Below are 14,213 nucleotides of genomic sequence, written 5' to 3' on the forward strand. Positions count from 1 at the left end.
ACGGGGTCGGGCGGCGCGCCCGGCCCCGTACGCGTGTGGGGGGCGTACGTGCGGCGTGTGGGGTCCGTACGAGGTGCGCGGCGCGTGTCGGGGTCCGTACGTGCGCGGCGCGTGTTGGGGTCCGTACGAAGTGCGCGGCGCGCGTGAGGGCCCTGCGAACGGGACCGCTGACGCTCCGTCACCCGTACGGTCGGTCCGCGCGCGACGACACGCCGAAGCGCGTGGTCCGGTGGTCGGGTGCAGACGTCGTCCCCGCTCCTTCCCGAACCCGCCCGCCGGGTCGCCGCCTGGTGCGTCGTCCTGCTCCTCGCCGCCGGGGTCGCCGCCGTCGGCATCTGGCTGTGCATCGTCTTCGAGACGGTCGTCACCCCCGTCCTCCTCGCGATCCTCGGCACCGCCCTCCTCGGGCCCCTCTACCGGCGCCTGCTCCGGATGAAGGTCCGGCAGTCGTCCGCCGCCGCGCTCACCGTCGTCGCCGTCCTCGCGGTCGTCGGCGGAGCCACGTACATCGTCGTCGCCGCGCTCATCGAGACCGGCGACCAGATCATCACCTCGCTCCGGCAGGCCGCCACCGACATCGCCGAGCACCTCGGCCCGGCCGGAACCTCTCTCGACGACCTCGCCAAGAACGCCGAGGGCCTCCTGAAGGAGTTCGGCGGCACGGCCGCGTCGGGCGTGGTCACGGGCCTCAGCGTCGTCGGCGGGATGCTCGCCACCGCCGCCCTCTCCCTGGTCCTGATCTTCTTCTTCCTGCGGGACTCGGACCGGGCCGCCGGCGCCCTGCGCGCCCTCGCCCCCCGCACCACCGGCGACCTCGTCGAGGCCATGGCGCGGCGCGCCTTCGAGGCCGTCGAGGGCTTCATGCGCGGGACGACCTTCGTCGCCCTCGTCGACGCGATCCTCATCGGCCTCGGCCTCGTCGTCCTCGACGTACCCGGTGCGGTGGGGCTCGCCGCGCTCGTCTTCGTCACCGCGTACATCCCGTACCTCGGCGCCTTCCTCTCCGGCGCGATCGCCGTCCTCGTGGCGCTCGCGGACCGTGGATTCGCCATCGCGCTGTGGGTGCTCGGCATCGTCCTGGCCGTCCAGATGATCGAGGGCTATCTGCTCCAGCCGATGGTGCAGAGCCGGACCGTGCAGATGCACCCGGCCGCGGTGATGCTGGCGATCACGGCCGGGGCCTCCGTCGCGGGCATCCTGGGCATGCTCCTCGCCGTACCGCTGACGGCCGCGGCGACGGGGATCCTCGGTGAGCTGCGGACGCGGTACGGGGCTCCCCGCGAGTCCCCCGACGACGCTCCGGGCGCTCCGGGCGCTCCGGGCACCGCCTAGGCCGGCACCGGCCCGTCCGGCTGGAGCGAGGCCAGGAGCTGTTCGAGGGCGGCCTGGTCGGGGCCCACGAAGGGGTCGGAGTCCGGGACCATCGCGATCGTCTCGATCATCCGGTCCAGCATCCGCACGGCCGGCGGCAGATGCGTGCACAGCACGATCTCCGGGTCCATCTCCCGTATCGGCTCGATCGTCGCCCGGTACTTCTCCGGGTCCACGAGGTGCGCCCAGGGGCTGTCGATCGTCGCCCACATCAGCTGCGCCTGCCGCAGGTCCTCCGGCTTGAGGTCGCTCGCGTGCCCGCTCTCCGCGACCTCCGCGCTTGGCATGGGCCCGCCGAAGCAGTCGGAGCTGAAGCAGATACGGGTGCGGTCGTCGTAGAAGCCGACGGTGGCGGGGTTGTCGAAGAGCGGCGGCCGGAAGGCCTGCAGGGAGCGGTCGCCGACGTCCAGGGACTGGCCGGGATTGAGGAAGTACACCCGGTCCATGGGCAGCGGGCGTTCGGTGGTCATCTCGCCGGCCCCGAGGAACGTCGTGATCACCCGCGCGTCCGGGGCGGCGTCGAGGAGGTCGAAGATGCCGCCGGTGTGGTCCCGGTCTGGATGGGTCAGCCAGATCCAGCGCACGTCGGCCGGGTCGACGACCTCGCCGAGTGCCGCGACGAAGTCACGGTCGGGGAGGGAGACACCGGTGTCGACGACGACGGGCTCGGTGGCGGTGACGACATAGGCGTTGATCGGCAGGTGCCCGATGCCCGGGACTTCGAGGCTGTCGGCCAGCACGGTGGTGTCGCTGCCGACCTTGTGGGTGTCCATGGCATGCTCCGTGGTCCCCCCCGACGAAGGTCCCCGACGTGGGTCCCCCGGGCGGCCGTACGACACCAGTCTGCGCCGCGCGGGAGAGCCCCGCACTCGCGGAGCCCGCGCGCCGCGGGGCGCCCGCCCGCACAGCAGCGCTACGCGCAGCAGCCCTGTCCCGAGTCCGGTTCGGTCAGCTCGAACCAGATCGCCTTGCCCTCGCCGCGCGGGTCGACGCCCCACGCGTCCGCGAGCATCTCCATCAGGACCAGGCCGCGCCCGCTCGACGCCATCTCGCCCGGGTGGCGCTTGTGCGGCAGCTCGTCGCTCCCGTCGGAGACCTCGACGCGCAGCCGCCGGGCCTTCTCCCCGCAGGCCACCTCGGCGACGAGGAGCGCGTCGCCGTCCGTGTGCACGAGGACGTTGGTGACCATCTCGGAGACCATGAGGACCGCCGAGTCGAGCTGTTCCTCGTCCCGCCAGTCGTGCAGAAGCTGCCGTACCTGCTCGCGCGCCGAGGCGATCCGTTCCGGCTCGGCCTGGGCGATCGTCATCAGGATGCGGCGCGGGGCCTCCGGGAGCGTGCCGGCGGGCCGGCGGGAGAGCAGCAGGACGGCGATGTCGTCCTCGCGGCGGTCGGCGAGCGGCCCGGTCGTGTAGTGGGAGCCGGGGCCGTGGACGGCCTCCACGAGGGTGTCGGCGAGCGCCTCCAGGTCCTCGCCGTCGTGGGACTCCAGGAGCTCGCGGACCCGCTCCCAGCCGGTGTCGAGGTCGTGCCCGCCGGTCTCCAGGAGGCCGTCGGTGCAGATCATCAGGGTCTCGCCGGGGTCGAGGGTGAGCCGGGTGGTGGGGTAGTCGGTGTCGGGGTCGATGCCGAGGGGCAGGCCACCCGCGGTGGGCCTCAGGAGAACCGTTCCGTCGTTCATGCGCACCGCCGGGTCCGGATGACCGGCCCGCGCGATGTCGACGGTCCCGCTCTCCAGATCGACCTCCAGATAGAGGCAGGTGGCGAAGCGCGGACCGGCCTCGCCCTCCCCGTCGTCGCCGTCGGTGATCCCGTACAGGAAGCGCGAGGCGCGGGACAGGACGGCGTCCGGCCGGTGGCCCTCGGAGGCGTACGCGCGCAGGGCGATCCGCAGCTGCCCCATCAGCCCCGCCGCCCGCACGTCGTGGCCCTGGACGTCGCCGATCACGAGCGCGATGCGCCCGGCGCCGCGCCCGCCGGTGCGTGAGGTGCCGCCGGGCAGCCGGATCATGTCGTACCAGTCGCCGCCGACCTGGAGCCCGCCGCCGGTCGGCACGTACCGCGCGGCCACCTGGATGCCGGGGATGCCCGGCCCGAGGACCGGCATCATCGTCCGCTGCAGTCCGAGCGACAGCTCGCGCTCGGACTCGGCCACGCCCGCGCGTGCGAGGGCCTGGGCGAGCATCCGGGCTACCGTCGTCAGCACCGACCGCTCGTCGGGGGTGAAGGCCACCGGATGCTTGAAGGCCGCCATCCAGGCCCCCATCGTGCGGCCGGCGACGACCAGCGGCACGAAGGCCCAGGAACGGCGGCCGAAGCGCTGCGCGAGCGGCCAGGTCACGGGAAAGCGGCGCAGGTACTCGTCGGGGGTGGGCAGATAGATCGCCCGGCCCGTCCGCGCGGCCTCCGCCGCCGGGTAGTCCGTGTCGAGCGACATCGACGAGAACGGACCCTCGTCGCCCTCGCTGTGCCCGTGATGGCCGATGACCGTCAGCCGGTCGCCCGCCACCCCGAAGACCGCGAGCCCGTCCGGCGAGAACCCGGGCATCGAGAGGGAGGCGGCCACCCGCAGCACCTCGGCCGTCGAGCGGGCCTCCGCCAGCGCCCGCCCTGCGTCGAGGAGGAACGCCTCGCGGGACCGGCGCCAGTCACCCGTGACGGGGGTGCGCGCGGCGGTCCCCGGCACCTGCTCGGCGACCTCCTGGAGGGTGCCGACCAGCTGGTAGTCGTTCCCCTCGATGAGCGGCTTCGACCTGCTCCTCACGGTACGGATCACCCGGCCGTGCTCGTCCATGATCCGCAGCCGTGCCTCGGCGAGCGTCCCCTCGGCGACGGCGAGGTTCACGACCCCGTCGATCTCGTTCCAGTCGACGGGGTGAAAGCGCGAGCGCACGGCCGCCTCGGTGAGCCGAACGGGTGCCGCGGGCAGCCCGAGCAGCCGGGCGGCCTCGGCGTCGAGCGAGACGATCCCGGACGCGTTGTCCCAGCGCCACAGGCCGGTCGCGATCGCGGCCAGGACGTCCTCGGTGCGCATTGCCCCACTTTATGAATATCGGACACCAGATCGCCACTGAGCGTATTCGAAAACCGATCTTGGCCCGGCCGGTACTCTGGGTGGGTCTGCCCGCGTGTCCTGTGACATCTGTGACAGGGGCCACAGGGCGGCGCCCCACGACCACAGATCCCGAAGACTGGATGAACGACGATGCATCGGTACAGGTCCCACACCTGCGGCGAGCTCCGCGCCTCTGACGTCGGCACCGACGTCCGGCTGAGCGGCTGGCTGCACAATCGGCGCGACCTGGGCGGCATCCTCTTCATCGATCTGCGCGACCACTACGGCATCACGCAGCTCGTCGCCCGGCCCGGCACCGCCGCGGCCGAGGTCCTCGACAAGCTGACGAAGGAGACCGTCGTCCGCGTGGACGGCAAGGTCGTCTCCCGCGGCGCGGACAACGTCAACCCGGAGCTCGCCACCGGCGAGATCGAGATCGAGGCCGCCACGGTCGAGGTCCTGGGTGCCGCGAAGCAGATCCCCTTCACCATCAACGCCGACGACGGCGTCAACGAGGAGCGGCGCCTGGAGTACCGCTTCCTCGACCTGCGCCGCGAGCGCATGCACCGCAACATCATGCTGCGCTCCGCCGTCATCGCCTCCATCCGCTCCAAGATGGTGGCCCTCGGCTTCAACGAGATGGCGACCCCGATCCTCGCCGCGACCTCCCCCGAGGGCGCCCGCGACTTCGTCGTCCCGTCCCGTCTGAACCCGGGCAAGTTCTACGCGCTGCCGCAGGCGCCCCAGCAGTTCAAGCAGCTGCTGATGATCTCCGGCTTCGACCGGTACTTCCAGATCGCGCCCTGCTTCCGCGACGAGGACGCGCGCGCGGACCGTTCGCCGGGCGAGTTCTACCAGCTCGATGTCGAGATGAGCTTCGTCGAGCAGGAGGACGTCTTCCAGCCGATCGAGAAGCTCATGACGGAGCTCTTCGAGGAGTTCGGCGGCGGCCGCCACGTCACCTCCCCGTTCCCGCGGATCCCGTTCCGCGAGTCGATGCTGAAGTACGGCAACGACAAGCCCGACCTGCGCACGGACCTCGAACTCGTCGACATCTCCGACGTCTTCGAGGCGTCGGAGTTCAAGGCCTTCGCCGGCAAGCACGTCCGCGCCCTCGCCGTCCCGAACACGGGCGACCAGCCGCGCAAGTTCTTCGACGCGCTGGGCGACTTCGCCGTCTCCCTCGGCGCGAAGGGCCTGGCCTGGGTCCGCGTCGGCGAGGGCAACGCCCTCACCGGCCCGATCGCCAAGTTCCTCACCGAGGAGAACGTCAAGGTCCTCACCGAGCGCCTCGGCCTGGAGCCCGGCCACGCGATCTTCTTCGGCGCGGGCGAGTTCGACGAGGTCTCCAAGATCATGGGCCCGGTCCGGGTCGAGGCCGCCAAGCGCGCCGGCCAGTTCGAGGAGAACGTCTTCCGCTTCGCGTGGATCGTCGACTTCCCGATGTACGAGAAGGACGAGGAGACCGGCAAGATCGACTTCTCGCACAACCCCTTCTCGATGCCGCAGGGCGGCCTTGAGGCCCTGGAGACCCAGGACCCGCTGGACGTCCTCGGCTGGCAGTACGACATCGTCTGCAACGGCATCGAGCTCTCCTCGGGCGCGATCCGGAACCATGAGCCCGAGATCATGTTCAAGGCCTTCGAGATCGCGGGCTACTCGCGCGAGACGGTCGAGCACGAGTTCGCGGGCATGCTCCGCGCCTTCGAGTACGGCGCCCCGCCGCACGGCGGCATCGCCCCGGGCGTCGACCGCATCGTGATGCTCCTGGCCGACGAGCCGAACATCCGCGAGACGATCGCCTTCCCGCTGAACGGCAACGCCCAGGACCTCCTGATGGGCGCTCCGACGGAGCTCGACGAGTCCCGCCTGCGCGAGCTGAACATCCAGCTCCGCAAGCCGGTCGAGAAGAAGACGGTCGACATCACGGACGCGGTCCACCCGGACGCGGCGCGGTAGTCGCACGCCTTGAGCGACTGGAGGGCCCGGAACCGTGAAGACGGTTCCGGGCCCTTCGTCCGCACCGCACCCGGCCGCACTCGTTCCGCCGACTTCCGCCCGAACTCCCCCAGGTCTTCCAGGACTTCGGCTCGTCGCTCTGCCCACGTGACCGTCACGTCTCCGGCACGCACGCGCGGCACGTGCCCGGTTCGGGGGCGCGGTAGGCGCGGTCGCAGGTGTCGCAGTTCTGGAGGGGGTGTCTCGCCGACGGTCTCTCCGTGCGGAAGGGCGGCAGGGGCGGGAGTTGGGCCGTGAGGCGGTGGGCCAGGAGTGCGGCCGGGCGGTGCAGGGGTTCCTGCGGCAGGTCGTGGGTCAGGGCGCGGTGGACGGCCTCGGGCGTGAGGTCGCGTTCGAGCCAGGCCGCGACGCCGGGGACGAGGTGCTCGGCGTCCGTGGCGGAGATCAGGAGCCTCGGGTCCGTGCGGCGGAGGCCGGAGAGCAGGCCGAGGGCGGTCTGGAGGAGGTCCGGCGTCGGGTACACCGGCTCCGGCACGGCGGGCAGGGCGCGGCGGCGCGGCGGTTTCTCGGCGGTCCGCCGGGGCCGGGGCGGGGGACTCGGTCCGTCCTCGCCGCCCGTCCGGCCCGGCTGGTTGCAGGAGACCGTGCGGGTGACCATGCGGCCCTGCTCGGTCCGTAAGCGCGTGCGCCGCAGATAGCCGTGGGCCTCCAGCTCGCGCAGGGCGCCGGCGATCCGGGTCTTCCCCTCGGGGAAGCGCGCGGCGAGGCTGTCGATGTCGACCTTGGCGCCGCTGGGGAGCGACTGGATGTGGACGGCCAGACCGATCGCCAGCAGCGACAGCTCGGCGTGCTGGGCGAGATGGTTGCCGACCACCGTGAAGCGGGTGGTGTGGCGGACGTTGTCGTGGGTGACGCCGCCGCACTGAGAAGGGTGGTTTTTCCCGTCGTTACGGGACTGGGCGGGCGGGCGCACGCTAGTGTTCTGGGTACCCATCGGGAAGCCCTAACTTCCTTGGTGGTCAGGCCCCCGCACCGGGATTCGCAGTCCCGGCGGGGGCCGACGCATGTCAGCAGTGGGGTGGTGCGTCGCGCTGAGCGTAGATCAACCAACCCGCCCTTTGGCCAGCCGGTTTGGGCATATTCACTCAAGCGAGTGAGTGCGGCCCTGGCGGGGAGGAGAGGTGGGGTCTGGTTCGGTTTCTTTCTCGCTGTGGTCGTCCTTGACGAGACCGCCCGCCCCACCGAACCCCGCGTTCCCGGGGCCCGGTGACGCTCGCATCTCCGCAGCTCAGAGGTGTGGCAGGTCCATCTCGGCCCATACGGTCTTCCGGGGCACGGGGCCGCGCTCCACGCCCCACCGGTCGGCCAGCGCCCCTACCAGAATCAGTCCGCGTCCCGAGTCGCCCTCGGGGCACGCCGGTTGGGCTCGGGGGAGCTTCTCGCTCCGCGTGTCCGTCACCTCGACGCGGAGGACACCCGGGCGTGCCGAGAGCGCGAGCCGGAAGCTCCGGCCGGCGACCCGGCCGTGCGTCGCGGCGTTCGCGGCGAGTTCGGCGACGAGCTGCGTCGCCGTCTCCGTCACGCCGTACGGCACCTCGTGATCCCGCATCCACTCGACGGCGAGCAGCCGGGCGAGCCGGGCCCCTCGGGGCGTGGGGGACAGGAGGACGCTGAAGTGGCGTGTGGACGTGTGCACTTGGGTGGTGTTCTGCTGATTCACCTCACCGAGCGTGGTCGCCGCCGCATAGCGTGAACAGTCACGACGCCGATGCGTACGGTGACTGCCCGGTGCTTGTCCACTGCTGTCCGGGCTGTCCGGACCCTCCTCACGGATAGGGGCATCGCGCCACGAAGGGGCCGAGGGAAGGGTGCGGAATGTCGGTGGACGGTGGGGGTCAGCGACTCAAGACCGAAGCGGACGAGCCGGGATGGGAGGTCGATCCCGACGATGACTGGGGCGTGGCCGTGGTGGCCACCGTGGGACGGCAGTTGAGGCTGCGGCGGGAGGCGGTGGGGATGCGGGCCGCCGAATAACTGGGTCCACTGAACTTCTTCGCGCGGGCCGTCACACATTCCGTCCGGGCTCCGTCAGTGCTGTGTCCGGCTCGAACGAGGCGGATTACGGAGAGGCTGAAGGAGCCCACGCCATGTCCACCACCGCCATCGTCGTCACCGCCGTCGCCGCGTTCCTGGCCGCGTTCTCGGGAGCCTCGGTCTTCCTCAAGGCCGCTTACGTCGTCGGGCCGCTCGCCGAGTACGGCGTGCCCCGGTCGTGGTGGAACCTGCTCGGCGCCGCCAAGGTCGCCGGGGCCGTCGGGCTCGTCGCCGGGATCTGGGTCCCGGTGATCGGGACCCTCGCCGCGATCGGGCTGATCCTGTACTTCGCCGGGGCCGTGATCACCGTGCTCCGCGCCCGGTCCTACGGTCACGTGCCCTTCCCGCTGGTCTACATGGCCCCCGCCGTCGCCGCCCTCGCCCTGACCTGGTGACCCTCACGGACCGTACGGCGAAGGCCGCCTCCCCGGCACTCCGGGGCGGCGGCCTTCGCCGTACGACAGGCGGACGTCAGTCCTTCTTCTCCTCCAGGCGCGGGAACAGCACCGCGCCCTTCGTCACCGTCGCGCCCGCGGGGAGCTGTCCCCACGTGCCGGCGGACTGGACCGGCTGTGCGGCCAGGGCGCCCAGGGACGCCTCGGCGCCCAGGGACTCCCACAGCGCCTGCGAGGTCTCCGGCATGATCGGGTTCAGCAGGACGGCGACGGCGCGGAGGGACTCGGCGGCCGTGTAGAGGATGGTCGCCAGGCGGGCCCGGCCCTCCTCCGACTCGTCCTTCGCGACCTTCCACGGCTCCTGCTCCGTGATGTAGCCGTTGACCTGCTTCACGAAGTCGAAGATCGCCAGGATGCCGGACTGGAAGTCCAGCTCCTCGCCGATCTTCGCGTCGGCCGTCGCGACGGCCTTGGCCAGGCCCTCGTGGATCGCCTTCTCCGCGTCGCCGTCGGCCGTCGAGGCCGGCAGCGCGCCGTCGAAGTACTTGCCGACCATGGCCGCGACGCGCGAGGCCAGGTTGCCGTAGTCGTTGGCCAGCTCGGACGTGTAGCGGGCGGAGAAGTCCTCCCACGAGAACGAGCCGTCCTGGCCGAACGCGATCGCCCGCAGGAAGTACCAGCGGTAGGCGTCCACGCCGAAGTGCGAGGTCAGGTCCTGCGGCTTGATGCCGGTCAGGTTCGACTTCGACATCTTCTCGCCGCCGACCATCAGCCAGCCGTTGGCCGCCACCCGGCCCGGGACCGGCAGGCCCTGCGCCATCAGCATCGCCGGCCAGATCACCGCGTGGAAGCGCAGGATGTCCTTGCCGATGAGGTGGACGTTCGCCGGGAAGGTCTCGTCGAACTTCTCCGGGTTCTCGTTGTAGCCGACGGCCGTCGCGTAGTTGAGCAGCGCGTCGATCCACACGTAGATGACGTGCTTCTCGTCCCACGGCACCGGGACGCCCCAGTCGAACGTCGAGCGCGAGATGGAGAGGTCCTCCAGGCCCTGCTTGACGAAGTTCACGACCTCGTTGCGGGCCGACTCCGGCTGGATGAAGCCCGGGTTCGCCTCGTAGAACTCCAGGAGCTTCGGGCCGTACTCGCTCAGCTTGAAGAAGTAGTTCTCCTCCTTGAGGATCTCCACCGGCTTCTTGTGGACGGCGCACAGCTTCGTGCCGTCCTCGGCCTCGATGAGGTCGCCGGGGAGCTTGTACTCCTCACAGCCCACGCAGTACGGGCCCTCGTAGCCGCCCTTGTAGATCTCGTCCTTGTCGTACAGGTCCTGCACGAACTCCTGGACGCGGTCCGTGTGACGCTTCTGCGTGGTGCGGATGAAGTCGTCGTTCGCGATGTTCAGGTGCTCCCAGAGGGGCTTCCACGCCTCCTCGACGAGCTTGTCGCACCAGGCCTGGGGCGTGACGTTGTTCGCCTCGGCCGTGCGCATGATCTTCTGACCGTGCTCGTCCGTGCCGGTGAGGAACCACACCTTCTCGCCGCGCTGACGGTGCCAGCGCGTGAGCACGTCGCCTGCGACGGTCGTATAGGCGTGGCCCAGGTGAGGAGCGTCGTTGACGTAGTAAATGGGGGTCGATACGTAGAAACTCTTCACGCCTTCGCCCCCTGCTTCTCGGATCCAGTGGCCGCCATGGTCGAAATCCTAACGGGCGTACGAAGATCCACTCACATCCGCCGGTGGGGGCGGGGGCAGGCCCCGGAACCGGGGGCGGGGAGGATGGCGGGCATGCGTGTACTGGTAGCCGAGGACGAACGACCCCTCGCCGAGCTCGTCGCCACCGGACTGCGGCGCGCGGGCTTCGCCGTCGACACCGTCCACAGCGGCGACGCCGCCCTCGACCACCTCGGGCTCCACCCGTACGACGTCCTCGTCCTCGACCGCGACCTGCCGCGCGTCCACGGCGACGACATCGCCCGCCGCCTCGTCGCGGAGGGCTCCCCGACCCGCATCCTCATGCTGACCGCCGCCACCGCCACCGAGGACCGCGTCACCGGCCTCGACCTCGGCGCCGACGACTATCTCGGCAAGCCCTTCGAGTTTCCCGAGCTGGTCTCCCGGGTCCGCGCCCTGCGGCGCCGCTCCGCCCGCGCGGCCCTGCCACCGCTCCTGGAGCGGTACGGGCTCCGCATGGACACCGTCCGGCGGACCGCCGCCCGCGACGGGCGGGACCTCGATCTCTCCCCCAAGGAGTTCTCCGTCCTCCAGATCCTCCTGGAGGCCGACGGGGCGGCCGTCTCCGCCGAAGAGCTCCTCGACCGCGCCTGGGACGTCCACGCCGACCCCTTCACCGGCGCGGTACGCGTCTGCATGAGCAAACTGCGCGCGAAGCTGGGCGAGCCGGCGCTGATCAGGACGGTGCAGGGCGTGGGGTACCAGCTGTGAGGCCGGGCGGTGACGCGGGATACCTGGGGTCCGGCTCCACCATCCGGACGCGCATCGCGCTCGTGTACGGGGGTGCCTTCCTGGTCCTCGGGACGGTGCTGCTCCTCGTCGTGAACCTGCTCGTCCTCGCCGGGACGGACGACGAGACCGATGCGATCGTGGCCCGCGCCGACGGTGCCGCGAACGGGGTCGCCGTCGTCGAGGCGTACGAGCTGGGGGACGACATCAGCCGCGCCGCCGGCGAGCAGATGCTCATGTGGTCGAGCCTCGCCCTGCTCGTCATGGCCTGCTGCGCCGTCGTCGTGGGGTGGTGGACGGCCGGTCGCGTGCTGCGGCCCGTGCACGAGATGACCGCCCGTGCCGGGCGCCTCTCCGAGCGCAACCTGCACGACCGGATCGCCGTCACCGGGCCCGACGACGAACTCAAGGAACTCGGCGACACGATCGACGCGCTGCTCGGCCGCTTGGAGACCGCCTTCGACAGCCAGCGCCGGTTCATCGCCAACGCCTCCCACGAACTCCGCACCCCCCTCGCCACTCAGCGAGCCGCGATTCAGGTGGGTCTGGACGACAGCTGCGACGTGCGCCAGGTCCTGCTCGACAGCAACCGCCGCAGCGAACGCCTCATCGACGGTCTCCTGCTGCTCGCCCGCAGCGAGCGGGGGCTCGCCGAACGCGAGGACGTGCGGCTCGGGGAGCTCGTCGAGGAGGAGTGGGCGGACACGTACGTGGTGGGTGACGGCGGCGTCGTACGGGGCAGCCGGGTGCTGCTCGGGCAGCTCGTCCGCAATCTCGTCGCGAACGCGGTCGCCTACAACGTGCCGGACGGCACGGTCGACGTACGGGCCGACGGCGGCGTCCTGACGGTGACCAACACGGGGCCCGTCGTCCCGCCCGACGAGGTGGCCGGGCTCTTCGAGCCCTTCCGGCGGGGCGAGGGGCGGGACCGGATGGGGCCGGGCGCGGGGCTCGGACTGTCCATCGTGCGGTCGGTCGCGGAGGCGCACGGGGGACGGGTGCGGGCGGTGGCCAGGGGCGCGGGGGAGGGCGGCGGCCTGGTGGTGACGGTGACCCTGCCGGTCGCCGTCACCTCCGCCGATCCCCCCGGCCTTCCCTTCTCGTCCTGAGCGACCCCTACCGCCGACGGGCCCGCAGCACGTGGGCCTCCAGGGGCAGCGGGCTGTGGCCGACGAGGACGAGTCCGGCGTCCGCGAGCAGCCGGGCGTACGAGGCGGCCGTGCGCTCCCGCCCTCCCGTGTTGCACATCATGTGGAGGTCCCACGCCGTCGCCAGCGAAGGCGTGGGCTTCTCGGGCAGGAGGCGCTCCACGATCAGCAGGTCGGCCTCCGGAGGCATCGCCGCCGCGCAGTGGCGCAGGATCGTCCGGCACCGCTCGTCGTCCCAGTCGTGCAGGACCCGGGAGAGCACGTACACGTCCCCGCCCGGCGGCACGTCCGCGAAGTCACCGGTCACGAAGGCGCACCGCTCCGCGACCGCGCCGAGCCGGGCCCGGGCCGCCTCGACCACGTGGGCGCGTTCGAGGAGGACCCCGCGCAGGGCGGGGTGCGCGGTGAGGAGACGCCCGAGGAGCTCCCCGGTGCCTCCGGCGATGTCCACGACGGTACGGCCGCCGGGGGCGGCGGCCGCCGCCGTGACGACCGGGTGCCGCGGCAGCGGGTCGAACACAGGGGCGCTCGCCGTCATGGACCGGTCGAACCGGGCGGCCAGCTCGGGATCGCGCGCGAAGTGGTCGAAGTGGTTCTCGCCGTACCGGTCCTCGAACCCCGGCTCTCCCGTCCGCACGGTGTGCACGAGCCGGGCGAAGGACTCGTAGAACGGCCCGCCGTACATCAGTGCCAGCGCCCGCACCGACCCCTCGGCGTCCTCGCGCAGCAGCAGTCCCGCCTCGGTCAGCCGGAACGTGCCCCTCGCGCCGGGTTCCTCGGCCACCACACCCACCATGGCGAGGTACCGCAGCAGCGTCGCCAGGTTCTCCGGCCGGGCCCCCACGACCCGTGCCAGCGCCTCGGCCCCGCGCGCGGTGCACGGGCTCATCGCCTCCGGCAGCCGCAGCTCCGCGCACGCGGCCAGCGCCTGTGTCGTCCAGGCCCCGGTCAGCAGGCGAAGGAGCGTTTCCGCCGGGTGCGAGTCCCGCCCCCCGGCGAGATGCTCGGCCAGGACGTCCCGGTGGTCACCGCGCGCGTACAGCTCGACACGCCGGTAGGGCGTCTTCGTCTCCTCGGGCGCGGCGAAGTAGAAGACGGTCCCGTCCTCGTGCGGGTTGTAACCGCCCCCGTCCGGCGCCGCGCCGTGGCGCAGGAAGCCGGCCCGCAGCCCGCGCAGCACCAGGGGGTCCGGCCGCTCGACGTCGAAGGCCAGGTGCGCCTCCCGGTCCGCGGCCCGCTCGTCGGCCGCGACCGCCGCCGCCGACCCCGCCGGATCGGTCAGCACGAACACCTCGACCGCACGCCGCTCGCCGCCCGGCCCGTACACCTCCGGGCGGAGGATCCGCACGTCCAGCTCTCCGGCGCCCCGTCCGTGCCGTGCCGCCAGCCGGTCCCGCACCACCACGCTCGGCCGCGCCTCGCCGTCCGGGGACAGTCCGGCGGCGGCCAGCTCCGCCCGGAGGACCCGTTCGTCGGGCGGGGAGACGAGCAGCGCGGCGTGCGCGAACCGGCACCGTTCGGTCATCGCCCGCAGCTCGGGGCCGTCGAGTCCGGGCAGGACGCGCGCCAACAGGTCGGGGGTCTCCTGCTCCCGTACGAAATCGGCGGCGGCCCGCAGACGTTCGACGTCGGCATCGCGGGCTGGGGTCGGGCGGCCGGAGGCCGGGGCCGGGGTGGTGGTCGTCATCGGGGGGCTTCCTTCGGGGAGGGGAAGGGGCGGCGGAACGGGGGCA

Annotated in this window: 10 protein-coding genes and 2 pseudogenes; 6 read left to right on the forward strand and 6 right to left on the reverse strand. The window is 72.0% G+C overall.

The window, feature by feature from the left end:
• Window positions 1-237: 237 nt before the first annotated feature.
• Window positions 238-1,332 (forward strand): AI-2E family transporter, encoded by a 1,095-nt coding sequence (locus IF00_RS0124370; RefSeq protein WP_030321394.1) that lies wholly within the window; start codon window positions 238-240, stop codon window positions 1,330-1,332.
• Here the strand turns inward: IF00_RS0124370 and IF00_RS0124375 are convergent.
• Window positions 1,329-2,144 carry an MBL fold metallo-hydrolase gene (locus IF00_RS0124375; protein WP_030321396.1) on the reverse strand — a complete coding sequence of 272 codons (816 nt, stop codon included), beginning with the start codon at window positions 2,142-2,144 and terminating at the stop codon, window positions 1,329-1,331. The two genes, IF00_RS0124370 and IF00_RS0124375, sit on opposite strands and share 4 nt — an antisense overlap.
• Window positions 2,145-2,284: 140 nt before the next feature.
• Window positions 2,285-4,405 carry an ATP-binding SpoIIE family protein phosphatase gene (locus tag IF00_RS0124380; RefSeq protein ID WP_030321397.1) on the reverse strand — a complete coding sequence of 707 codons (2,121 nt, stop codon included), beginning with the start codon at window positions 4,403-4,405 and terminating at the stop codon, window positions 2,285-2,287.
• Between the two features lie 171 nt (window positions 4,406-4,576).
• Between IF00_RS0124380 and aspS the strand changes: the two genes are divergently transcribed.
• Window positions 4,577-6,385, forward strand: coding sequence for an aspartate--tRNA ligase (aspS, locus tag IF00_RS0124385; RefSeq protein WP_030321399.1), 1,809 nt, complete (start codon window positions 4,577-4,579; stop codon window positions 6,383-6,385).
• Between the two features lie 154 nt (window positions 6,386-6,539).
• On the opposite strand, the gene IF00_RS0124390 is transcribed toward aspS, so the two are convergent.
• Window positions 6,540-7,379 carry a hypothetical protein gene (locus IF00_RS0124390; protein WP_030321400.1) on the reverse strand — a complete coding sequence of 280 codons (840 nt, stop codon included), beginning with the start codon at window positions 7,377-7,379 and terminating at the stop codon, window positions 6,540-6,542.
• A gap of 294 nt (window positions 7,380-7,673) precedes the next feature.
• A complete protein-coding gene (locus tag IF00_RS0124395) occupies window positions 7,674-8,105 on the reverse strand; it encodes an ATP-binding protein (RefSeq protein ID WP_030321402.1) in 432 nt (143 codons plus the stop codon).
• Window positions 8,106-8,260: 155 nt separating this feature from the next.
• Here IF00_RS0124395 and IF00_RS47090 point away from each other — a divergent pair.
• Together IF00_RS47090 and IF00_RS0124405 are read left to right on the forward strand one after the other, a co-directional pair.
• Window positions 8,261-8,416: pseudogene (locus tag IF00_RS47090) on the forward strand (transcriptional regulator); the annotation flags it as partial.
• A 116-nt stretch (window positions 8,417-8,532) separates the two neighbouring features.
• Entirely contained in the window at window positions 8,533-8,874 is a 342-nt protein-coding gene (locus IF00_RS0124405; RefSeq protein ID WP_030321403.1) for a DoxX family protein, read from the forward strand.
• A gap of 76 nt (window positions 8,875-8,950) precedes the next feature.
• Here IF00_RS0124405 and metG read toward each other — a convergent pair.
• Window positions 8,951-10,563: pseudogene (gene metG, locus IF00_RS0124410) on the reverse strand (methionine--tRNA ligase).
• Between the two features lie 94 nt (window positions 10,564-10,657).
• Here metG and IF00_RS0124415 point away from each other — a divergent pair.
• Entirely contained in the window at window positions 10,658-11,314 is a 657-nt protein-coding gene (locus IF00_RS0124415) for a response regulator transcription factor (protein WP_030321407.1), read from the forward strand.
• A complete protein-coding gene (locus IF00_RS0124420; RefSeq protein WP_051820590.1) occupies window positions 11,311-12,441 on the forward strand; it encodes a sensor histidine kinase in 1,131 nt (376 codons plus the stop codon). Before IF00_RS0124415 ends, IF00_RS0124420 begins: the two co-directional genes overlap by 4 nt.
• A 7-nt stretch (window positions 12,442-12,448) precedes the next feature.
• Here the strand turns inward: IF00_RS0124420 and IF00_RS0124425 are convergent, their stop codons facing one another.
• On the reverse strand, window positions 12,449-14,167 hold the full coding sequence (locus IF00_RS0124425) for a methyltransferase (RefSeq protein ID WP_030321410.1): 1,719 nt from the start codon (window positions 14,165-14,167) through the stop codon (window positions 12,449-12,451).
• Between the last annotated feature and the right edge of the window lie 46 nt (window positions 14,168-14,213).

Origin of the sequence: Streptomyces flavochromogenes, from assembly GCF_000717595.1 — a bacterium.
Classification (GTDB): Bacteria; Actinomycetota; Actinomycetes; order Streptomycetales; family Streptomycetaceae; genus Streptomyces; species Streptomyces flavochromogenes.

Coding starts and splice junctions, on each gene's coding strand:
- IF00_RS0124425 (WP_030321410.1), bottom strand. CDS start 14,167: ATGACGACCACCACCCCGGCCCCGGCCTCCGGCCGCCCGACCCCAGCC.
- IF00_RS0124415 (WP_030321407.1), top strand. CDS start 10,658: ATGCGTGTACTGGTAGCCGAGGACGAACGACCCCTCGCCGAGCTCGTC.
- IF00_RS0124405 (WP_030321403.1), top strand. CDS start 8,533: ATGTCCACCACCGCCATCGTCGTCACCGCCGTCGCCGCGTTCCTGGCC.
- IF00_RS0124375 (WP_030321396.1), bottom strand. CDS start 2,144: ATGGACACCCACAAGGTCGGCAGCGACACCACCGTGCTGGCCGACAGC.
- IF00_RS0124390 (WP_030321400.1), bottom strand. CDS start 7,379: ATGGGTACCCAGAACACTAGCGTGCGCCCGCCCGCCCAGTCCCGTAAC.
- IF00_RS0124380 (WP_030321397.1), bottom strand. CDS start 4,405: ATGCGCACCGAGGACGTCCTGGCCGCGATCGCGACCGGCCTGTGGCGC.
- aspS (WP_030321399.1), top strand. CDS start 4,577: ATGCATCGGTACAGGTCCCACACCTGCGGCGAGCTCCGCGCCTCTGAC.